Raw genomic sequence first — 22,775 nt, 5'->3', positions numbered from 1 at the left:
GATTAATCTGCCCGCAGGTGATCCCTGCGGGCGCAGTCATTTGAGGTTGTCATGTCCGTAAACGGTTCATCAGAAGCCGGTACCAAAACCGAATCCCTGCTCCAGCGCATCCGCGACAATGTGATTGGCGAACGCATGCCGATGCAGACACCATTCGGCCAGCGCCCGCTGATTTACGCCGACTACACCGCTTCAGGCCGTGCGCTCCGTTTTATTGAAGACGCCATCCGCAACCGCGTGTTGCCCTGGTACGCCAACACCCACACCGAAACCTCCGCCACCGGCCGCCAGACCACCGCCTTTCGCGAACAGGCGCGCGCGGCGATCCGAAAGTCCGTCAATGCCGGCGACGATCACGCGATCATATTCTGCGGCGCCGGCGCCACCGCCGCAGTCAACCGTCTCGTGGACTCCCTCGGCCTGCGCACAGACTGTTACCGTCGGTTCGGCGGCAGCACCGCACAGATCCCCGACGACAAACGCCCAGTGGTTTTCATCGGCCCTTACGAGCACCATTCCAACGACCTGCCCTGGCGGGAGTCCATAGCCGACGTCGTCACTATCCCGCTGAATGCCGCCGGCGGAATCGACCTCGAAGCACTGCAGAATGCCCTCGACCAGTACGCCGCGCGCCCACTGAAAATCGGCAGCTTCTCCGCAGCCTCCAACGTCACCGGCATCCGCACCGACGTCAACGCCGTCACCCGCCTGCTGCACAAAAACGGCGCCCTGTCTTTCTGGGACTACGCCGCCGCCGCGCCCTACGTCAGGATTGATGTGCGGGGCGAAGATGAACTCAGCAGCAAAGATGCCCTGTTCATATCCCCGCACAAGTTCGTCGGCGGCCCCGGCACTCCCGGCCTGCTCATCGTACGCCGCTCCCTGCTGCCCCAGAACCAACCCGCCGTCACCGGCGGCGGCACCGTCTCCTGGGTAAGCCCCGGGCGCCACACCTACCTGCCCGCCGGCGAACGCCGCGAAGAAGCCGGCACCCCCGCCATCGTCGAATCCGTGCGCGCCGGCATGGCATTTGCCCTCAAAGACCAGGTAGGTGCCGATGTTATCGAAACCCGCGAAGCCCACTGGCTCGCCCGCGCCTTCACCCGCTGGAGCACCAACGAAAACATCCAGATCCTCGGCGGCACTAGCGCCGAACGCGTCAGCATCGTCTCCCTGCACCTGCTGCACGACGGCAAACCCCTGCACCACGGCTTCGTCGTCGCCCTGCTCAACGACCTCTTCGGCATCCAAGTCCGCGGCGGCTGCTCCTGCGCCGGCCCCTACGGCCACCACCTGCTGCACCTCACCGACGAACAGAGCACCGCCATCGAACAACTTGTCAGCGAAGGCGAAAGCATCCTCAAGCCGGGCTGGGTACGCCTCAACTTCAACTACTTCCTCGATGAAGAGACCGTCGACTATCTGATCGACGCCATTGAACTCATCGCCGAACACGGCCACCGCATGCTGCCCTACTACCAGTACGACACCAGCCACGGTGTATGGCGCTATCAGGGATTGAAAGCAGACGATCCGCTTGCGCTGTGTTTTGACACAAATATTTCAGCTCCGGAAAAGCTCGACACACCCCTGAGCGAATTTATCCGGCAGGCGCGTCCGATTCTGGAAAATCCGCCGGGAGAAAAATGCGAACAGCCGGTCCTGTCTGAAAAAGGTGAGAGTTTGCGCTGGTTCAAACTTTGATTTGTACCCAATACTTACGGAGTGCGTAACTCAAAAATGAAGGTCAAGCGTCAGGTACCCATTTTCAGAAGCGTCGCAAACAGGGACGTTTGCGACGCAGCTTACATGGATGTATTGAAGGGGGGCGCCTAGCTCGGTTCTGAAAATGGGTACCTGACGCTTGACCGCCACAGTGGCAAGCCAGAGCACCGAAACTCGCAGAGCCCATTGAAAAGCCTGCCAATCCACAACCATAATGCTCGAACAACGTAATTCTCCAGTCTGCTACAAGGACGCGCAGTGCCCGAGACCTCCCTGTTCCAGTCGTTTTTCCTGATCTTCAGCGGCGCCGCCATCGTCGCCTCACTCGCCCTTTGGGGACGGCAACCCTTATTAGTCGCCTACATCGCCCTCGGCGTCCTGCTCGGCCCCTCCGTCCTCGGCATCATCGACAACGTCGCACTCATGGCCGAAATGTCCAGCATCGGCATCGTCTTCCTGCTGTTCCTGCTCGGCCTCGACATGCAGCCCAAAGCGCTCATCTCCGTCCTGCGCAAAGCCACCTTCGTCGGCATCATCAGCTGTTTGATATTCCTCGGCCTAGGCTACGCCATCGGCAAACTCTTCGGCTTCACCAACACCGAATCCTGGGTCATCGGCATGGCCATGATGTTCTCCAGCACCATCATCGGCATCAAACTCCTGCCCACCACCGTACTGCACCACAAACACCTCGGTGAAATGATGGTCGGCCTATTGCTGTTCCAGGACTTCGTCGCCATCGCCTGCCTCATGATCCTGCTGAGCGGCAGCACCGGCACCGTCGACTTCCCCCGCCTCGGCATCTCCTTCGCTGCCCTGCCCCTGCTCATCGCCCTCGCGTGGGGCGCTGTTCGATATGTATTGCAGCCACTGCTGGCAAAATTCGACCGCTTTCACGAATACGTCTTCCTGCTCGCCCTCGGCTGGTGCATGGGCCTCGCCGAACTCGCCGAAGTGGTGGGCCTGTCGCGGGAAATCGGCGCCTTCATCGCCGGCATCACCCTCGCCACCAGCCCTATTTCGCAATACATCGCGCTCAGCCTGAAGCCGTTACGGGACTTCTTCCTGATCCTCTTCTTCTTCAGCCTCGGCGCCCAATTCCATCTCGACATGGTCCCGGAAATTGCCCTGCCGGCGCTGGTGGCTGCCGTCGCAGTACTCACCATCAAACCGGTTGTATTCCGCTATTTGCTCGGGCAACAGAGCGAGAGAACCATACTCGCGTGGGATATCGGCTTCCGCCTCGGACAGATCAGTGAGTTTTCGCTATTGATTGCGTATCTGGCCATGAGCCAACAGTTGATTGGCAGCGCTGCGTCGCACCTGATCCAGGCGACGGCGATTCTTACCTTCCTGGTCTCTTCTTATATCGTGGTTTTGAATTTTCCCAATCCCATTGCGATCAAGGACCATTTGCGGCGGGATTAAGGCATTTTTGGGAGTGCCGCTCCGCAGCCCCTCTTTGGAGTGTTGATGCAGGCCCTGTGGCGGCGGATCACTGGGTGGCTGCTTTCAGGACCGCTGTGAATACATCCCTGTACGCTCTGTCGCAAACGTCCCTGTTTGCGACAGTCCTGAAAGCAGCCACCCAGCGCTCCACCTTCGATTCCAATTTCATCACTCCGTAAGCGCCATTGCTAACGAAGTGCATAAAAATGAATTGAAGGGAAAGTGCTGGGTAACCCTTTTTGAAAGCGTCGGAAACAGGGATGTTTCCGACGCAGCCTACAGGGATGTATTCATGGCGGTTTCAAAAAGGGTTACCCAGTGCTTTGCCGCCACCACGCCAGCCCAAAGCACAAACGACGCGGAGTGAAAATCAGGAAGCTGGGCGATTCAGAGTTCGTCCTCTCATCATTCCAAACAGCGCCGGAATATCCCGAGAAAACATCAGATACAGACAAGGGACTAACAGTAGAGAAATCGTAGTGGCAGCGAGGATTCCATAGCCAAGAGAAATCGCCATTGGAATCATGAATTTCGCCTGCACCGAGGTTTCGAAAATCATCGGCATCAGACCACAGAAGGTCGTCACCGTAGTGAGAATGATCGGACGGAAACGTCGTGCAGCGGCCGCCTTGATGGCATCGGTGATCGGCATACCCTGCTCCCGCAAACGGTTCCCGTACTCAATCATCACCAGCGTATCGTTGATCACCACCCCCGCCAGTGCCACCATCCCCAACATACTCACCATACTGAGCCCGTAGCCCATCACCAGGTGCCCCAGCAACGCCCCGATCACACCAAACGGAATCGCCACCATCACCGTCAGCGGCTGAATGTAACTCTTCAGAGGAATCGCCAACAGAAAATACAACACCGCCAACGTCAGCGAGAAGGTAACACCGAGAGAGGAAAGCCCCTCCCGCTCCTCCGCCTGACGCCCCTCATAGGAAAGAGAAAGGCCCGGATACTGCGCGCGCAGCTGCGGCATCACACTCTGGTTCAACTCATTGATCACCAACGCCGCCTGATCCGCCGGCTCCACATTTGCCGTCACCGTCATCACCCGCCGCCCCTCGCGGCGATTGATGGCCGCGTAGGCGCGACCCTGCTCGATTTCTACCAGATCTGGCAGCGGCAACCAGAGACCGTTGTCCGCGCGGATCATGATGTTGTTTACATCATCAAGGGTTACCCGCTCCTGCTCCGGCAGCCGCACCATCACCTTCACCTGATCGCGCCCGCGCTGCTGGCGGAAAGCTTCCGCACCGTAAAGCGACGCGCGCAGCTGGCGGCCGATGTCTTCGGCGGCGAGGCCGAGGCTTTTTGCGGTATCGGTGAGGGTGAGGTCGAGCTGGCGCTTGCCCTGGGAAACGCCCGCGTCGATATCGCCCACGGCGGGAAAGCCTTTCAGAGCCTCCGCCAGTTGCTGTGCCGCCTGTTCGAGCAGATCCGTATCGGTGTGGCGCAACTCCACAGTTAGTGCCGGCCCCGCGCCGGGGCCGCCGCGGTCGCTGGCAAAGCTGGAGCTCAGTGCGCCGGGAACCGGGCCCACGGCTCGGCGCCAGCGGCTGACAAATTCGCCGGTGGTGATCTCGCGCTGATCGCCGGGGGTTAGGTAAACGTCTACTTGAACCGAGTCATCGCGGATCAGTCCGCGCATACCGATGAAAATGCCCTCGCGACCAGTTTCCTCAAGAATCTCATCCGCCGCACTCATGATCTGCTTGCGCGCGCGATCCAACTGCGCTTCCGCGGTGCCCGGCGGGAAAGTAACTTCCACGCGCCCGGAATCCCGTTCCACTTTCGGCATCAGGGTAAAACCCATGCGGCCGCTGGCGGCATAGCCGGTCATGACGATCAGGATCGCCACAGAAATCGCAATGGTGATATAGCGGTGGCGCACACACAGGTCCAGTGCGGGCTTGAAGCGCTTTTCGACAAAGCGGTCCAGGCTGCGGGCGATCATTTTCTGGCGCGCGGCAAAGCGGCGCGCGGCGCGGCTCTTGTAGCCGCGTTTGGAGTGCGCGAGGTGCGCGGGCAGGATGAACAGCGCCTCCACCCAAGAGATGACGAACACCGCACCCACCACATAGGGAATCACCCCGAATATCTTGCCCATAAAGCCGGGTAGCTCCATCAGCGGGATAAACGCGACGATATTGGTGAGAATCGCAAACGTCAGCGGTACCGCCACCTGGCGCGCACCGGCCACCGCGGCCTCGAAATTGCTGTAGCCGCGCTGGCGCCATTCGTGAATGTTTTCCCCGGCGATGATCGCGTCATCCACCACGATGCCGAGCGCAATGATGAACGCGAACATGCTCACCATGTTGATGGAAATATCCATCGCCGGCAGGAACAGCAGTGCACCGAGAAAGCTGGTGGGAATGCCCAGGGTTACCCAGAACGCGAGACGCAATTCGAGAAACGCACCGAGCACCACGAACACCAGCAGCAGGCCGAGGAAGCCATTTTTCAGCAGCAGCGCCAGGCGCTCCTTGAAAATTTCCGAATCGTCGTCGCGCACACTTACGTGAATGCCCGGCGGCAGGGTCTCGCGCAAATCCGCCAGCACCTCGTGGGTGGCCTCACTGACGCTCATCGGGGTCTGATCGCCAATGCGGAAAACATCGATACCGGCCGCGGGCTCGCCGTTGAAAACCATATTGCGAGGTTCATCCACCAGCGCGTCGCGAATGCTGGCGATGTCCCGCAGGCGCACGGTGCCGCCCCCGTCCGTACGGGCTACGGCGATCTCGCCGAACTGACGCGCCCAGTCCTTGCGCTCGGTCACCCGCACCAGAATCTCGCCCGCTTCCGATTTCACCCCGCCCGCGGGAACGTCGACGGCGGCATTGCGTACCAGCGCGGCAATATCCGGCAGCGAGAGGTTGTAGCGGCGCAGATCGTCGCGGTCGACTTCGATCGCCACTTCGTAATCCTTGACTCCATAGGCCTCAAGCTGGGTAATGTCCGGATGTGCTTCGAGTTTGTCATACACCTGCATGACAAACTCCCTGAGGGTGCGTTCATCCACGTTGCCGTGTACCACGATATCCAGTACATCGCGCTTGCGCTCCGCCAGGCTGACCTGGGGCCGTTCGATATCGGAAGGAAAGGTGCTGACGCGGTCGATGGCCGCCTGCACATCCTGGAACACTTTATTGCCGTCGGCGTCTTCGTCCAGTTCCAGCGTCAGGCTCGCACTGCCCTCCCCGGCACTGCCGCGCAGCTCCTTAATGCCCACAAGACCGGTAATGGCCTGCTCGGCCGGCACCAGCACCCCGCGCTCCACCTCTTCCGGGCTGGCGCCCGGATAAGAAATGTTGACGGTGACCATGTCGAGGCTGAAATCCGGGAATACCTCCTTCTTGATCGAGAAGGAGAAAAACAGACCGCCGATCAGGAATACCAGCATCAGCAGATTGGCGGTGACGTGATTGCGGGTCATCCACGCGATGGCACCGTGGCGGGTATCCACCGGCGGGCGGCGGCGCTTGCCGTCATACGCTTCGATGTCGTGATTGCTGCTCATCCGCGTTCACCGTCGGTGCCGGCCTTGCGGCTTTTCTCACTGGGTTCCGGTAATGGCGGAGGGCTCGACTCTCCCTGATCCTCGGGCGCAGACCTGCGTGGAGACACTTTCTCCTCCGGCAACGCTGACGAACCCGGCTGCCCGGACGGACGGCTGCGCGCTTCTTCCGCGGTGCGCACGGGCATATTTTCCGTCACACTGGTGAGGCGCGTGGTCACCAGGGTTTCACCACCGCGCAGGCCACTTTCCAGAATCGCGTATTCCCCGTCGAAATGGGAAACCTCCACCGGCTGGATATGAATCCTGCCATTCTCCACCACCCAAACCTGGTTGCCGTCCTGCAGTGCCGTCAGCGGAATACGTACCTGCTGGCCCTTGGCGCGGCCGGTAATTTCCACCCGTGCAAGGTCGTTCAGCAACAGCTGCGGATGGGACGGGTTTTCAATGCCCAGCGGATCGTCCAGTTCTACCAGTACCCGCGCCAGACGCCCCTGTTCTTCCAGCACCGGAATCACCCGCACAAAACGCCCCTGACGGAACTCGCCTGAAGGCCACTGGCTGCCACGGATGCGCACCTGCGCTTGCGGCGTATTGAGCTGCGGAAGCTGGCTCGCCGGCACTTCCACTTCGATCTGGAAACGGTCCGCACCGGCGAGGGTATACATCACCGTGCCCGGGGCGACGCGGTCGCCGATATCGACACTGCGGGAAACCAGCAGCGCATTGAAGGGGGCAGAGATACTGGTCAGGCGCAGGTCGCGCTCCGCCAGCCTGAGCTGCGCTGCGGCAGCATCGACGCGGGCGCGCGCGGCGGCCAACTGGGGCTCACGCAGTACCAGCGACTGGTCCGCATCTGGCAGCGAGTCGCCCAACAGCTCGAACTCCTCCTGCGCCACTTTGCGCTGCCCCTGTTCCTGTTGCAGTTCTGCGCGGCGCTCGGCGAGGGTACTGCGCGCAGTCTGCAGCGCAAGCTCGTAGGGTTCGCGTTCGATACGCAGTAACAGCTCGCCTTTTTTCAGGGTAGAGCCGGGTCCCAGATCATAATTGAGCCACTCCACGCGGCCGTCGACCTGCGGCTGCAATTCCACCAGTTCCCGCGCGCTTACCTTGCCCAGAGCGCGCACCGTGAGCGGGAACTGTCCGTACTCGGCGAGGGCCACATCCACGGTCAGTGGTGGTGCCTTCCGCTCCCCCCGCTGCATGGTGGGCTTTTCCCGCAGCAGCCAGCTTGAGAGCAGCGAAGCCAGCACGATCAGCAGCACCGGAATGGCAATGCTCCAGTTGATTTTGTCCAGCAACGGATACTTCGACATCAGTTGTTCTCCGCCCGGTAAACTTCCAGCTCTACCGCCGCGGGCGCGGGCAGATCGTCTGCCGGCAGTCCCCCGGAAAGCGCTCGGTACAGTGTTACCCGGTTTTCCAGCAGTTCGCGGCGCGCTGTCAGCAGCTGCCGCTCGAGAGATTGTTGATTATTGGTGGCGGTCAGTACATTGAGAAAATCCACCGTACCGCGGCCGTAGGCGCGCCGCTGGCGCACAGTGATCTGATCCGCCAGCAGCGAGCGTGTTTCGAGATGCCGCAGGCGTTCGCGAATAGCCTCTTCATTGATCAGCGCTTGCTCCACCTCCGACAGTGACTGCATCACCGTATTGCGAAACGCCGCCCAGCGCTCCTGCTCCACCGCCTTCTGCTGGCGCTCGGCGGCGGCCAGATTGCCGCCATCAAAAATCACACCGTCGATGGCCGCGCTCAGATTCAACAGCCAGTCTTCGGCAATATCCGAAAGCGAACGACCGCCACCGCTGAAAAACAGGCTGAGCGTCAGTGCCGGCAGGCGCTCCGCCCAGGCCTGGTCCGCCAGGTAATGCCCCTGCAGCAACTCGCGCTGGGCGCGGCGCACATCCGGCCTGCGCAGCAGCAACTCCGACGGCACACCCGTGGCGGGCAACGCGGGCAGATCCGGCAGCGCCTCGCGCTGGTGAACAAACGCCGGCAACTCCTCCCCACTGGTGCCGAGCAGTGCGGCCAACTGGGTCAGGAGAATCCGGGCGTCCGCGCGGCTCTGGTCCAGCTCCTGCAGTGACTGCTGCACCAGCTGTCGCTGCTGCAATACGTCCGCCGCTGCGCCGACACCCCCGCCAAATCGCAACTCCAGCGCACGCAGGGTTTTGCGATTGATCTCCAGCTGTTGAGCGAGCAGGCGCTGCTGCCCCCAGGCTTCCTGCAGTTGCATCCAGACCCCGGAGACTTCCGCCACCAGGGTCAGCGCCGCGATCTGCAGGCTGTCCTCCTGGGCCAGGCGCGCCGCCTCCGCCGCGCGCGCGCCACTGCGCACCCGGCCCCACAGATCCACCTCGTAACCGGCGGCAAGGCTACCGCTCCAGCTGTTGCCTTCGTTCTCGGCACCGGAAAAATCAAAGTCATTGGTGGAAGCACGGCGCTGCTCGGTATTTTCCAGGGTACCGGTGAGACGCGGCCAAAAACCGCTGCGCGCCTGGGCCGCGGCGGCATCGGCCTGCTGCAGACGCCAATAGGTGGCCTGTAGGTCGGGATTGGCAGCGAGCGCCATGTTCACCAGCTGATCGAGCTCGTAATCGCCAAAGCTCAACCACCAGCGCTGATCCGGCGCAAGTGAACCCGAAGCACTGAATTGCTGGGGCAACCCGAGAGTCTGTTGTGGCAGCTCAGGTGGCAGCGGCTGGTTGCCGCAGGCAGTCAGGGAAAGCGCGCCCGTCAAGGCACCCACTAAGGTCAACTTCGGCAAAAAGCCCATAATTTCTATTCGAAATAACCGCATTTACCCATTATCGAAATTTCCACCGGGGCGCCAAGGCGTTTTACGTTTGTTTACCTGCCGGCGAGAAAACGACCATCCCGCATAATCCGCTGCAATCCACCCGCAAAAAAGTGATCACATTATCGAAGTCCCGGAACAGGTCGGCTATGATGACCCGGTATTCGAACCGGACGCGGCGCCACTTCGCTTCCGCGGAGCACCTTGCCTTCGCCGGAACCCGAGAGTCGCCGGCCATTTGCCTAAGATTGAACAAAGAGAGATGGGCTGCCCCGAATGCGCGGCGAATGCCCGAAATCCGCAAACCACAAACCGCACGGACCCGAACCATGAGCAAAAACCAGCCTTTGGCGCACTGGGACGATATCCTCCTGCTGGATCGCCAGCTCTCCGACGAAGAACGCATGATCCGCGACACCGCCCGCGAGTACTGCCAATCCAAACTGATGCCGCGGGTGCTCGAAGCCAACCGCCACGAGATTTTTGACCGCGAGATCATGAATGAGATGGGCGAGTTGGGCCTGCTGGGCTCCACCATCGACGGCTACGGCTGTGCCGGCCTCAACTACGTGTCTTACGGCCTGGTGGCGCGCGAGGTGGAGCGCGTCGATTCCGGCTACCGCTCCGCCATGAGCGTGCAATCGAGCCTCGTCATGCACCCGATTTACGCCTACGGCAGCGAAGCCCAGAAAGAGAAATACCTGCCCAGACTCGCCACCGGCGAATGGGTGGGCTGCTTCGGCCTCACCGAACCGGACGCCGGCTCCGACCCCGGCGGGATGAAAACCCGCGCTAAGAAAGTAGACGGCGGCTACCGCCTCAGCGGCTCCAAGATGTGGATCACCAACAGCCCGATTGCCGACGTTTTTGTGGTCTGGGCCAAGGACGACGAAGGCGATATCCGCGGCTTCGTGCTGGAAAAAGGCATGGAAGGTCTGAGCGCGCCGAAGATTGAAGGCAAGTTCTCCCTGCGCGCGTCCATCACCGGCGAAATCGTGATGGACAATGTCTTCGTCTCCGAAGACCACCGTTTCCCCGATATCAAAGGCCTCGGCGGTCCCTTCGGCTGCCTGAACCGCGCGCGCTACGGCATCTCCTGGGGCGCACTCGGGGCCGCCGAATTCTGCTGGCACGCGGCACGCCAGTACGGCCTCGACCGCAAGCAGTTCAACAAGCCGCTGGCCCAGACCCAGCTGTTCCAGAAAAAGCTCGCAGACATGCAGACCGAAATCGCCCTGGGCCTGCAGGGATCACTGCGGGTTGGCCGCCTGATGGACGAACAGAAAACCGGCTTCGACCCCACGATGATCTCGCTGGTGAAACGCAATAACTGCGGTAAGGCCCTCGACATCGCCCGCATCGCCCGCGATATGCACGGCGGCAACGGTATTGCCGATGAATTCCATGTGATCCGCCATGTGATGAACCTGGAAGCGGTGAACACCTACGAGGGGACGCACGATGTGCACGCGCTGATTCTGGGGCGTGCGCAGACTGGATTGCAGGCGTTTTTCTAACATTGCTTGATCAGCACCACTTCGCGTGATGCGAAGGTACTGATACCGGGCGCCGCCTTGTAAGACCTTCCGCGAGAGGGGCCGAAGGCGCCGCGAATACATGGAGCGGCCGGGCCACCTCGCGGAAGAGCCCCCATGGATGGGTTAAGGGGGGGCGCCTAGCCCGTGTCTTACAAGGCGGCGCCCGGTAGCAGTACCGCCACACCGCTCCATTCAAGCCGCCGCGCACTCTGTACCTTCTTCCCAAGTCCCACCATAATCCTCCGCTGACTGTAAACCTACGCGTGAATTCTTCTCCATGGAACAACTGCTGTACTGGTGCGACCTGATCGGCATCGTCGTTTTCGCCTTTACCGGTGTACTGGCGGCCGGTCATAAGCAGATGGACCTGTTCGGCGCGGTGGTTCTCGCCTGCGTGACCGCCGTTGGCGGCGGCACCACCCGCGACATCATTCTGAATGTGCCGGTTTTCTGGCTCACCGACAGCCACTACCTGTGGATCGCCGTGGCCACCGGGATCATCAGCTTCTACCTCATTCGCTACCTGCAGGTGCCCATGCGCCTGCTGATGATCGCCGACGCCGCCGGGCTTGCGGTTTTTGTGGTGATCGGCACCCAGAAAGTCCTAGATCTCGGCCACTCCCCCGCCATCGCCATCGTCATGGGCGTGATGACCGGTACCTTTGGCGGCCTGATCCGCGACATCCTCTGTGGCGACATCCCCCTGCTGCTGCGGCGCGAAATTTATGCCACCGCGGCCTTGAGTGGCGCCGCGGCTCTGGTGATACTGGACGACATCGAGGCTCTGCCGGGCAAAGCCGTCGTGGCGATTGCGATCCTCGTTACCCTGAGTATCCGCCTCGCGGCGCTGCGCTGGAACCTGTCCGCGCCCATTGCCCGCATCGGCCCCAGACCCGGCCCCTGAGCGCCGGGAAACCATCAATCCAGACGTACCCGATTATGCCCACACGCTTTTCAGCAGCCGCCCTGACACTGTTTTTCTCTCTGGTTCTGTTCGCCACCACCGGTTGCGCCCCCGAAGAAAAGTCGGCGCCCCAGAACGTCAGCCGCCTGATTCCAAAACCCTGCTGGTTCGATACCGAGAGCAATTGGCCGACCACCCAGTGCTACATGATGGAAGTGCCGGAAAATCACGCCAAACCCGCCGGGCGCAAGATCCAGTTTCCGGTAGTGCGCTTTTTCGCGAATATTACCGATCCGGATAAAGAACCGCTGCTCCACCTGGGTGCCGGCGGCCCTGGCGCAAGCATGGGACTGGAACCTGAGAATGCCAGCGATTGGCTGTGGGTCAACTACGCCGGCATGAGTGTTGAAGACGGCCGCGACCTGATCGTTATCGACCCCCGCGGTACCGGTATGGCTTCACCAAGGCTTGCCTGCGACGAGTTCATCAAAGACGCCGACCTGGCATTTACCCGCAATCTCAGTACGGACGAAGAATCACGGGTATTCACCTACAGCATGGAGCGCTGCTATAGCCGGCTGAGTGAAACCGCCGATCTCGCCCAGTACAACAGCGCTGCGGTGGCCAAAGACGTCGAAGCCCTGCGCCAGGCGTTGGGCGTTCCCAAACTGAATCTGTACGGCGTGTCCTATGCGAGCCGCTACGCGCTCACCGTCGCGCGGGATTTTCCCGACTCGGTGCGCGCCATGGTGCTGAACAGCGCGGTCTTCCCCAACATTATCTACACCCAGCAACTGCCCCAGGATGTAATCGCTGCCTACCAGCGCGGCATCGACTACTGCAGCAAAGATGCCGAATGCAACAAGCGCTATCCGGATCTGAAGCGCCGCCTGGAGGCCGTGGTGCAGAAGCTGGACGAATCACCACTCACGGTGGACACCGGCAATATTCATCCGAGCAAATCGTACCCCTTCGTGCTCTCCGGTCAGCGCCTGTTGCGAGTTCTGTTCCAGGCGCTGTACAACGAAAATTTCTACAAGGAATTGCCGGCCATCATTCAGGAGCTGGAGTCCGAACAGGCAGAGCTGCTGAAACCCGCCATTGCGAATTTCATGGGTCTGGTGCTCGACCCCAATTTTGGCGACGCCGCCGGTATCAGCCACTTCTGTTACGAGGAAGCGCCTTTTGTGGACTTCGAGCAGGCACGCCAGTCGGCGGCCACCAGCGGCACCCTGGGCGGCTCGGTGCGCTCGGACATCGACATGATGCAGATACAGTGCCGTATCTGGGCCATTCCCTCGGCGGCCCTGATCGAATCCCGCGCCATCAAAACCGAAGTGCCAACCCTGGTGATGCACGGCGCACTGGACCCGGTACTCTCCGCCGAAGACGCCAACACTGCGCGCAAAAAACTGCCGAATCACCAATGGCTATTGTTTCCCCAGCTGGCTCACGATGTTATTTCCGCGAGCGACTGTGCCGAACAGGCGGCCGCCGCATTCCTCAATGAACCACTACAGCCCGTAGCGGAAACGGCGGCCAGCTGCCGCAGGGAAGAACTGGCGCAGCAGGCGGAGCTTGAGAAAAAAATCGCGGAACTGGAAGCAGAGCGCGCAAAACAGGAATTGAACTCAGAAGACGAAACGGCGGTCTCGCCGCGGCCCGAGGAAGAAAAGACAGTTCAGTCCGCAGAAGAAAAAGAAGAGGCGCAACGGCTGCGACAGACACCCGCCGGAAGCCGCTATTCGGAGGCACACTGAGCTGGACAAATCCGGTTCGGGGACTTAATTTGGCCCCATAACGATTAGAAAAAAGCAGTAGCTATGAACTATCAGAGTTTGGTTGAAGCCTCCGAACTGGCACTGTTGCTTGCGCAGCGGGCGCAAGGCAGTGACCAAATCGTCATTCTCGACTGCCGCTACGATCTTGCGGATACCGGAGCCGGAAAGCGGGCGTTTCTCGATGGCCATATACCCGGAGCCCGCTACGCCAGTCTCCATCGGGACCTGTCTGCGCCCTGCGCGCGCTACGGCGGCCGCCACCCCTTCCCCACCGCGCAACAATTTGCAGAATTTGCCCGCGGCGCCGGCATCAGTGCCGAAACCCAGGTTGTTGTCTACGACGATCAGCGCTTCGCCTTTGCCGCGCGCGCCTGGTGGTTGCTGAGATATTTCGGGCACGAGAGAGTCGCCATCCTGAATGGCGGTTTCAGCGGGTGGAAAGCGGCGGGATTGGACATCGAAACCGGTGTGGCAATACCCACCGCAACAGGCAGTTTCTCCGCAACCGCCAACGCTGACCAACTCTTGCATTACGAGGACATCTATCCGCACCTGGAAAATCCGCCCTGGCAACTGGTAGATGCCCGCGATAACAAACGCTACCTGGGCAATGAAGAACCGATCGACCCCATTGCAGGCCATATTCCCGGAGCCGTCAACAAACCCTGGCAGGGTGTGACCGACGACAATGGCTATGTTAAACCCCTGCCCGTGTTGAAAGAGCACTGGCAAAGTATTCCCGCCGACGACGACATCGTGTGCTACTGCGGTTCGGGCGTAACCGCCTGTGTCAATCTGTTTTCACTACAGCTGATCGGACGCAAAGCCCGGCTCTACCCCGGCAGCTGGAGCGACTGGTGCGCACACATCCTGTATCCGCGCACTGAGTCTTCTGATACCTGATCAGCGCAGCAGGCAGGCGCCGGTACCGGCAAGACCACAGTAGCCGCCGGGATTCTTGGCCAGATACTGCTGGTGATCCTCTTCCGCGTAAAAAAACTCCGGCGCGGGGCGAATCTCGGTGGTGATGGCTCCGAACCCTTTTTCCTGAAGCGCCTGCTGAAAGGCCTTTTCTGACGCCTTTGCCTGGGCTAACTGCTCATCGCCGTAGGTGTATATACAGGAGCGGTACTGCGTGCCCAGATCATTGCCCTGGCGCATACCCTGGGTAGGGTCATGCTCTTCCCAGAAGTAACGCAGTAGTTCCTCATAACTGACTTTGGCGGGATCGAATACCACCAGCACCACTTCCGCGTGACCGGTACCGCCACTGCACACTTCGCGGTAATTCGGGTTTGGCGTATGACCACCGGCATACCCGGCGGCAGTGACGTAAACCCCATCCACCTCCCAGAACAGCCGCTCGACACCCCAAAAACACCCCATACCGAATACCGCCTGCTCCAGTCCCGCTGGGAACGGCGGTTTCATCGGATGCCCGGACACAAAGTGTTTCCCGCTGATAGGCATTGCATCCGCGCGGCCCGGCAGGGCATCGTCGGCGGAGGGAATACTGGATTTGTCGTAGTGCATTGCAAACCTCAAATGAAGGGTTGAGAGGAGACTCTTGAAAAACATAGCGCGTGAGCGCTGCCAGGCGCTTGCGCACTAGTGATTCAGCGGTTCCTATGCACAGGCGTGCAGGATGCAGCCTGTAGCCTTGATTGGACGCTGAGTCTGCCACTCGAAATAACCAGCGTCGAGTTTTTCCACCGCACGCTCGGCCAACTGCCGGAACGGCGGCCTTCCCGGATCAACCAGCACAATGCGGTCCACACCGGCACGCAGTGCGCGGCGCGTAAGATTGAAAAGCGGCGCTTCGAGCTTGTCCCAGAAACAGATGTCGGTGCCGATCACCGCATCGAATTCTGCCAGCGCCGCCTGGGTAACCTTTTCGTAACGGCAATGCCAGGTTTTGATTTCCACACCGTTCAGCGCCGCGTGGTACTCCGCAAAGGGGAATACAGAGGGGTCCGCGTCCAGCGAGGTCACCTTCGCGTCAAATGCCTTGGCACAGAAAATTCCACCCAGCCCCCAGCCACATCCCAGATCCAGAACCCGCGCACCTTTGATCAGGGGATTCTTCGTCAGGTAATCCATCGTCAGGCAGGAACTCTTCCAGAACTTGTTACCGTGCAGGCTAGCATCCCCCGCTTCCCGCCGAAGCCGGCGCATGTCCGGATGCGCGTTTTTGCGCACCGTTAGACCAAACATCTGCCGGCTGAGAGAGTTGTTTTCTGCCAAAGCGCGCGCCTCCTCGGTTTAACCATTTTTACGATTGCTAATCTGGCGCTGGATTTTGGCATTTCAAGCCACTGCGCCCGAGCATCTTTCATCCGCGTTGGATGCGGTGTATTCGACCAAAAAAATGCCCGCACTGCCAATCGCGCGCACAAGATCCATTTCTTGCACCCCGGAACAATGGGTTGTTCTACTTTAGCTAGTGAGGAAATTTCTATGCAGCACCGCTGCCCGACGCAATGCGATGCATGCGAGCAAGAGATCAGGGCATGAATAAGAAACTCCACGCGCGACTTCTGGCGGCAGTGAGCATTGCCGCGGCTTCCGGCGCCGGGGCGGTCCCCATCTACCAGTCCAATCAGGTCACACTGTACATGGAGGGGTGGTTCAGCGCGCACATGGTCAACACTTTTGGCGATACCGCAATGCAGAATGGAGCCTCGCGTATCCGCTTTGGCTTGAACGTCCCCGCCTATGACTTATGGGATACTGGCTTCAATCTGGAATGGGGTGTTCGCGCAATCAACTCTGCGCAGACGCTCGTGATACAAGGGGATCAGCAGGCGATGCCAGGCGATGAACTGCAATCGCTTTACCTCCGCCAGGGCCACGCATTTGCAAAGCACCCCACCTGGGGAGAGTTCTCCGCGGGAAAACAATGGGGGGTCTACTACGAGGTTACCTACATTACCGACTGGTATAACGTATCCGGTGGCCTTGCCAGTGGTACTTACGGCCTGAATACGGATGGGGGGCCTGCGGGCACCGGCCGTGCAGACAGTGCCCTGGCGTGGCGCAAGACCTGGAAGTTCGATGCCGGCGAATTCAAGATTGGCCTGCAGTCCGCTGCCCATGTGGCCGATCTGGACATCATGGTGGATGACATTGTCGGCCCCGATACCCTGCTCGTATGTCCACCGGGAGATTGTGAATACGGGCTCAGCCACGGCATCGCTCTGGTATACACGGCCAATGTCGGCGATGGGCTGTTTATCGGCGCAACCTACAACCGTGTCAAACTGGATATCGCCAGCCAGGATGGGCTGATTTTTGATACATCCGACGTCGAACCGGTACTGATCCGGGATGACTACGCGTTTAATGCCAGCAGCAATGACTGGGCCACGGCCCTCGGCATGTACTACGGCAAAGAGGCCTTTGCCAAAGGTTTCTACGGCGCCGTGGTCTTCCAGCGCTCACAAAACAACCAACTGGCACCAGCAGGCTCCGTGGAAGGCATCACCAACTTTTTCGATGCCAGGGGATCGGAGTCTTTCCTCAGCTATACCTGGGGCACCGACAACTGCTATTCGTTCTACGGCGGGCATAACTACCTGGTATCCGACGATCCAGAATTCGACGCAGCGCTTATCCTGGCCGACCGATACAGGCTGGAGCAGTACTATTTGGGCTTCCAGTATCGCTGGAACGAGCGCGTACGTATTTACTTTGAAAATGGCTTTGACGGCAGCAACGCTGTGGCTGCGCAAGAATTTGACAGCTTCAACGCCATCGGCATCCGAATCGACATCTGATACGCTTGCGGCCTGACATCTCTTATCCTTCGCGGAGCAACACACCTTGGGCCGTATGATCCTGCTGATTGCCGTCGGCATTTTTGCCTGGCTGGCAATCCAGAAATTCAAATACACACCGCCGGACAAGCGGCGCAAGTTGCTCGTGCAATGGGTACTGATTGCCCTCGCGCTGGCGGCGGTTTTACTGGCGATCACCGGTCGTCTGCACTGGGTTGGCGCCGCCATTGCCGTGGTTCTGCCGCTCCTCGGTCAGGCATGGCGTACGTTCGGGCGGCACCTGCCGTGGATTGCGCCACTGATTGCCAGGCACGCGCAGGCACGCGCGGAAAAACAGAAATCAACCGATGAAAAGGCGCACAGAGACCACGCTTCTGCCACCGACCGGGAGCCGCAGCTCACGGTGGAAGAAGCCCGCAAGATCCTGAGCGTTTCCGCCCACGCGAGCCGCGAGGAAATCATCGGCGCCCATCGCAAGCTGATCCAGAAATTCCACCCGGATCGCGGTGGCAATGACTATCTTGCATCCCGCATCAATGCTGCGAAGACGCTCCTGCTGAAGCAGCTCGAGCACTGATCCCGTCCCGTCAAGCTCGTCGGCAGAGAAGGTGGACGTAGCGCGCCAGCTGGCGGTAAGGGTCGATGCGGGAGTACAACAGTTCCTTTTCCACAATCGCCTCCGGCGGCAACTTATCGCGCATTTCCGGCGTCATGAAGTCGTGAAAACATCGAATACCACTGTGAGCGACGATATTCAGGCCCGTCTGCCCTACCCAGTCCATCACCGTTTCCGGTAACAGCGGATTCTTCGGTGTCAGGCTGCCGGCGTGCCCGCCCCAGTCACCACTTTCCCTGTTTCGATCCAGCTGCCGCAAACTTCCCCGCTGCAACAGGCGAAACTCCAGGGCACGCCGGTTGTAAAATGTGAGCGACAGGTAGCCGCCGGGTTTCAGGCATTCCGCCAGCGCCTCCAACGCCTGCTGGGGTTGCTCCAGCCATTCCAGCACCGCGTGACACAACAGCAAATCCACCGCCGGGACACGCGGGTCGGAACTCAGTGCCTGCAGAGGCAACTGTAGTGTCTGCGCCGACAGCCCGCGGGCATCGATCTGCTCCTGTGCCAGCGCCAGCATTTCGCCAGAGATATCCGTAACCCATACATCGTGGCCGCGGGCGGCAAGATCCAGAGCGAACTGCCCCTGACCGCCACCGGCATCCACCACACACAGAGGTTTGTTGTCCGCAGGATCGAGCAGTGGCGCCAGATCCCGACCCAGGACCGCCAGCCGGATATCGCCCTTCAGCCCCCCATAGATACGTTTTCTGAAACGCTGGGCGAGGTCGTCAAAATTGCGGTCAGCCACGGGATTGGTGCCGCGAGCCAGACATTCCGAGTATCCCCCGCATCACTTCTCCCGCTTCTGGTCGAGGGAGCGCCCCTCAGCCGCAAGGATCGCCTGCAGAGTTCTGGAGTGGAACTCACGCATATAAAGCACCCAGACCACCGTAGCAAAGCCCGCGACAAACAATACCGGATGAACGAACCACCCCATTACCGCCATTGAAAAGTAGTAACAGCGCAGACCGTAGTTGTAACTATGCCCGGCCTGGTCGATCACCTTGGCCGCACTAATGGCGTAACGGCGACGCTCCTCCCTTGTTACCTCTTCTTCCTCAATCAACGGGGCAGCGCCGAGCAGCACATTGGCGAAAGAGTACTGGCGCAGGGACCAGGTGAAATTGAAGAAGGCGAAGATATAGATCAGGATCAGAACCAGCACCTTGAGTTCAAACTGCTGCACCGTAGTGGGCTGCGCAAATGGCAGACTGCTGAGCACTTCCACCGCAGCACTGTTGGCCGACAGTGCGGTCACCAGACCCGCCAGGATCAGGATACTGGTGGACGCAAAGAAACCGATGACACGCTCCAGATTGCCGAGGATGGCCGCGTCCGGGATACGTACCTCGCGCTCCAGCATGCGCAGCATCCATTCGACCCGATACCACTGCATGGACGACGCCAGACACCAGGCCGTCTTCGCCTTCCTGCGGGCAAACAAGGTGTAGCCCGCCCACGTCAGGCAGAACCCCGCCAGGCTTGCATAATCCATCCAGTTCAACGCGCTTTCCCCTATCAACTACATTTATGGCAACTTTGCCGTACCTGTGAAATCTGCAGAGCGCCGATTGCACAGGCGCCTGTTTACTCATGTCGGAAGTTTCGCATCGGCGGCGCAGGTGTCAACTCAAACCTGTCAACCCTGTCAATTCGCCGCCCCGGAGCGCTAAAATGGCCGCCGTTTCTGCCAGCCGGCGCTACCGGCAACCGCAATTCATTCAATGGAGCCGTCATTTGAGCAACGTACATCCAGCATTCGAGCCGATTACCAGTGCCGAAATTGAATCTCTCGGTGTGCGCGTGGAAGAGTATCGCCACCGCCGCACCGGTGCCCAGCATCTGCATATCGCTGCCGACAATCCGGAAAACGTGTTCCTGGTGGCGCTGCGCACGGTACCGGAAGATTCCACTGGCGTCGCGCATATTCTCGAACATACGGCGCTGTGCGGCAGCGATAAATACCCGGTGCGCGACCCGTTCTTCATGATGATACGGCGTTCTCTCAATACCTTTATGAACGCCTTTACCAGCTCCGACTGGACCGCCTACCCGTTCGCCAGCCAGAACCGCAAGGATTTCGACAACCTGCTGGACGTGTACCTGGACGCGGTATTCTTCGCACGTCTCGATCCATTGGACTTCGCTCAGGAGGGCCATCGCCTGGAATTCGCGGAAGCCAACAACCCGGACAGCGATCTGGTGTTTAAAGGCGTGGTTTTCAATGAGATGAAGGGCGCCATGAGTTCGGTGACGTCCCAGTTGTGGCAAAAGCTGAGCAAATACCTGTTCCCCACCACCACCTACCATTTCAACTCCGGTGGTGAGCCCGCGGATATTCCCGACCTCAGTTATGAAGAGCTGGTGAACTTCTACCGCACCCACTACCACCCCAGCAACGCCATTTTCATGACCTTCGGCAATATCGAGGCGGCGGAGCATCAGGCGATCTTTGAAGAAAAAGCCCTGCACAAGTTCGACCGACATCACGAAACCATCGAGGTAGGCAGAGAAAAACTCTACGTAGCGCCGGTGCGGGTGGAGGAAAATTACCCGCTCTCCAGCGAGGAGGGTCTGGAGGAGAAAACCCATATCGTACTCGGCTGGCTACTGGGCGATGTGACCGATCTTGAAGAGGCAATGACCGCGCACCTGCTCGCCGGTGTGCTGCTGGATAACAGCGCCTCCCCACTGATGCACCTGCTGGAAACCAGCGAACTGGGGCAGTCCCCCTCCCCCCTCTGTGGCCTTGACGACTCCCAGCGCGAGCTGGTGTTCGTGTGCGGTATTGAGGGCAGCGAGCGCGAACGCGCCGATGAGCTGGAAAAGCAGGTGCTCAAGGTACTCGAAGACGTCGCGGAAAACGGCGTGCCCTACGAACAGGTATCCGCCGCCCTGCACCAGCTTGAACTGCAACAGCGCGAAATCGGTGGCGACGGTTACCCCTACGGCCTGCAGCTGATCCTTACTGCATTGACCGGCGCCACCCACCGCGGCGACGCCATTGGCCTGCTCAATATCGACGCCACCCTGGAAAAACTGCGCGAGCAGATCAAAGACCCGAAATTCATCGCCGGCGCCGCTCGCAAACTGCTACTGGAAAACCAGCATCGGGTGCGCCTGGTACTGTCACCAGACCCGGACATGGCCCACCGCGCCGAACAGGCCGAGAAAGCCCGGCTGGCACAGATCAAAGCCGGCCTCGACGACGGTGAAAAACATCAGATCGTGCAGACCGCCAAGGCGCTGGCCGAGCGCCAGTTGCGCAAAGACGATGAATCCATCCTGCCCAAGGTGGGCGTGGAAGATATTCCGCCGGAACTGCCCAAAGTGGAAGGCGAGGAAATCGACCTGGACGGCGCCAAGGTCAGCCGCTACAGCGCCGGCACCAACGGCCTCGTGTACCAGCAGCTGGTCGCCACCCTGCCCGAGTTTACCGAGGAGGAGCGCAACCTGCTCCCCTACTACTGCCAAACCCTGTGCGAGCTCGGTCTCGGCAGCAAGAGCTACCTTGAGGTGCAACAGTGGCAGGCTGCGGTGGCGGGCTCCCTGCACGGATTTACCAGCCACCGCACGGCACTGGACGACCTGCATAGCCAGTCCGGCCATTTCATCCTCTCCGGCAAGGCGCTAGCGGCAAATCAGGCCGCACTGACCGAATTGATGCAGGCGACCATCGAAGACGTGCGCTTTGACGAACTGCCGCGCATCAAGGAACTGCTGTTGCAGACGCTCGCCCGCCGCGAACAGTCCGTGGTGGGCAACGGCCACGCCCTCGCCATGGCCGCCGCCAGCGCCGGCTTCAACCGCGCCGCTGCCGATGGCCACGAATCCGGTGGCCTGCTCGGCCTGCGCCAGCTCAAGGCACTGGTGAAATCCCTGGATTCCAGCGCAGGGCTGGAAACCCTCGCCGGCAAGTTCGGCGCAATCCACCAAAAGATTGCCAATGCCAAACGCCAGTTCCTGCTGATCGGCGAAGACGAGAAGCTGGGCGACTTTACCCAGGCGCTGAAGCCTCTGGTCGCCGGCGGTGCGGAAAGCCACTTTGACGACAACGCGCCTTTCACCCCGCACAAGGTCCAGGAGGTGTGGGTTGCCAACAGCCAGGTTAACTTCTGTGCCAGGGCCTACCCCACGGTGTCCATGTCCCACGCGGATGCCCCGGCGCTCGCGGTGCTCGGCGGCTTCCTGCGCAACGGCTTCCTGCACCGCACCATCCGCGAACAGGGCGGCGCCTACGGCGGCGGTGCCAGCCACGATGTGAACATCGGCGCCTTCCGTTTTTACTCTTACCGCGACCCGCGCATGGCGGAAACCCTGAAGGATTTCGATGCGTCCATCGACTGGCTGCTGAACGAGTCCCACGACGATTCGCAGGTGGAAGAAGCAATCCTCGGCGTAGTAGGCGGTATGGACAAACCCGGCTCCCCCGCGGGTGAAGCCAAGAAAGCCTTCCACTCCAACCTGTACGGTCGTACCCATGCGGTGCGCCAGGAATTCCGCCGCAAGGTTACCGAGGTCACGCGGGAGGACCTGCAGCGGGTGGGCAGGACGTACTTGAAGCCGGAAAAAGCCAGCACCGCGGTGGTGACCGGCAGCCAGGGCCGCGAGGCGGGCCTGGCGCTGAGCCTCCACGAAGAGAAGCTGTGAGTTGCCG

The 22,775-nt window shown here is 60.4% G+C and carries 16 protein-coding genes; 9 read left to right on the top strand and 7 right to left on the bottom strand.

Annotated features, from left to right (window positions below):
* Positions 1–51 precede the first annotated feature (51 nt).
* Together FDY93_RS09335 and FDY93_RS09330 are read left to right on the top strand one after the other, a co-directional pair.
* Complete coding sequence (locus FDY93_RS09335) at positions 52–1,704, top strand: aminotransferase class V-fold PLP-dependent enzyme (RefSeq protein WP_138235454.1); 1,653 nt, start codon at positions 52–54, stop codon at positions 1,702–1,704.
* Between the two features lie 279 nt (positions 1,705–1,983).
* A complete protein-coding gene (locus FDY93_RS09330) occupies positions 1,984–3,153 on the top strand; it encodes a cation:proton antiporter (RefSeq protein ID WP_138235453.1) in 1,170 nt (389 codons plus the stop codon).
* A gap of 391 nt (positions 3,154–3,544) precedes the next feature.
* Here the strand turns inward: FDY93_RS09330 and FDY93_RS09325 are convergent, their stop codons facing one another.
* The 3 genes from FDY93_RS09325 to FDY93_RS09315 are packed head-to-tail and all read right to left on the bottom strand — an operon-like array spanning position 3,545 to position 9,455.
* The gene (locus FDY93_RS09325; RefSeq protein WP_138235452.1) at positions 3,545–6,709 is read right to left on the bottom strand and encodes an efflux RND transporter permease subunit; all 3,165 of its coding nucleotides are present in this window, start codon (positions 6,707–6,709) and stop codon (positions 3,545–3,547) included.
* Positions 6,706–8,022 carry an efflux RND transporter periplasmic adaptor subunit gene (locus FDY93_RS09320; RefSeq protein ID WP_240914224.1) on the bottom strand — a complete coding sequence of 439 codons (1,317 nt, stop codon included), beginning with the start codon at positions 8,020–8,022 and terminating at the stop codon, positions 6,706–6,708. The genes FDY93_RS09325 and FDY93_RS09320 overlap by 4 nt, the downstream gene beginning before the upstream one ends.
* Entirely contained in the window at positions 8,022–9,455 is a 1,434-nt protein-coding gene (locus FDY93_RS09315) for an efflux transporter outer membrane subunit (protein WP_240914342.1), read from the bottom strand. The genes FDY93_RS09320 and FDY93_RS09315 overlap by 1 nt, the downstream gene beginning before the upstream one ends.
* Before the next feature lie 377 nt (positions 9,456–9,832).
* Between FDY93_RS09315 and FDY93_RS09310 the strand changes: the two genes are divergently transcribed.
* From FDY93_RS09310 to FDY93_RS09295, 4 genes are all read left to right on the top strand, one after another.
* Positions 9,833–11,020: an acyl-CoA dehydrogenase gene (locus FDY93_RS09310; RefSeq protein ID WP_138235450.1), complete on the top strand. Its 1,188-nt coding sequence runs from the start codon at positions 9,833–9,835 to the stop codon at positions 11,018–11,020.
* Positions 11,021–11,318: 298 nt separating this feature from the next.
* Positions 11,319–11,945 carry a trimeric intracellular cation channel family protein gene (locus tag FDY93_RS09305; RefSeq protein ID WP_138235449.1) on the top strand — a complete coding sequence of 209 codons (627 nt, stop codon included), beginning with the start codon at positions 11,319–11,321 and terminating at the stop codon, positions 11,943–11,945.
* A 35-nt stretch (positions 11,946–11,980) separates the two neighbouring features.
* Positions 11,981–13,705, top strand: a complete 1,725-nt coding sequence (locus FDY93_RS09300) for an alpha/beta fold hydrolase (protein ID WP_246068528.1) — start codon at positions 11,981–11,983, stop codon at positions 13,703–13,705.
* A 63-nt stretch (positions 13,706–13,768) separates the two neighbouring features.
* Positions 13,769–14,629 carry a sulfurtransferase gene (locus FDY93_RS09295; RefSeq protein WP_138235448.1) on the top strand — a complete coding sequence of 287 codons (861 nt, stop codon included), beginning with the start codon at positions 13,769–13,771 and terminating at the stop codon, positions 14,627–14,629.
* Here the strand turns inward: FDY93_RS09295 and msrA are convergent, their stop codons facing one another.
* Both msrA and FDY93_RS09285 read right to left on the bottom strand, forming a co-directional pair.
* The gene (gene msrA, locus FDY93_RS09290; protein WP_138235447.1) at positions 14,630–15,259 is read right to left on the bottom strand and encodes a peptide-methionine (S)-S-oxide reductase MsrA; all 630 of its coding nucleotides are present in this window, start codon (positions 15,257–15,259) and stop codon (positions 14,630–14,632) included.
* Between the two features lie 93 nt (positions 15,260–15,352).
* A complete protein-coding gene (locus tag FDY93_RS09285; RefSeq protein WP_138235446.1) occupies positions 15,353–15,970 on the bottom strand; it encodes a class I SAM-dependent methyltransferase in 618 nt (205 codons plus the stop codon).
* Between the two features lie 266 nt (positions 15,971–16,236).
* Here FDY93_RS09285 and FDY93_RS09280 point away from each other — a divergent pair, with 266 nt between their 5' ends.
* The gene (locus tag FDY93_RS09280) at positions 16,237–17,502 is read left to right on the top strand and encodes a porin (RefSeq protein WP_138235445.1); all 1,266 of its coding nucleotides are present in this window, start codon (positions 16,237–16,239) and stop codon (positions 17,500–17,502) included.
* A 55-nt stretch (positions 17,503–17,557) separates the two neighbouring features.
* On the top strand, positions 17,558–18,079 hold the full coding sequence (locus tag FDY93_RS09275; RefSeq protein ID WP_246068530.1) for a J domain-containing protein: 522 nt from the start codon (positions 17,558–17,560) through the stop codon (positions 18,077–18,079).
* Positions 18,080–18,089: 10 nt separating this feature from the next.
* Here FDY93_RS09275 and FDY93_RS09270 read toward each other — a convergent pair whose 3' ends face one another.
* Both FDY93_RS09270 and FDY93_RS09265 read right to left on the bottom strand, forming a co-directional pair.
* Positions 18,090–18,866: a methyltransferase gene (locus FDY93_RS09270; protein WP_138235443.1), complete on the bottom strand. Its 777-nt coding sequence runs from the start codon at positions 18,864–18,866 to the stop codon at positions 18,090–18,092.
* A 42-nt stretch (positions 18,867–18,908) separates the two neighbouring features.
* Positions 18,909–19,613: a DUF599 domain-containing protein gene (locus FDY93_RS09265; RefSeq protein ID WP_138235521.1), complete on the bottom strand. Its 705-nt coding sequence runs from the start codon at positions 19,611–19,613 to the stop codon at positions 18,909–18,911.
* Between the two features lie 179 nt (positions 19,614–19,792).
* Between FDY93_RS09265 and FDY93_RS09260 the strand changes: the two genes are divergently transcribed.
* Positions 19,793–22,768 (top strand): insulinase family protein, encoded by a 2,976-nt coding sequence (locus tag FDY93_RS09260; protein ID WP_138235442.1) that lies wholly within the window; start codon positions 19,793–19,795, stop codon positions 22,766–22,768.
* Positions 22,769–22,775: the final 7 nt, after the last annotated feature.

It is taken from the genome of Microbulbifer harenosus, from assembly GCF_005771435.1.
Classification (GTDB): domain Bacteria; phylum Pseudomonadota; class Gammaproteobacteria; order Pseudomonadales; family Cellvibrionaceae; genus Microbulbifer; species Microbulbifer harenosus.
Note: the sequence above shows the minus strand (reverse complement) of the source record. Positions and strands in the feature narration are given on the sequence as shown.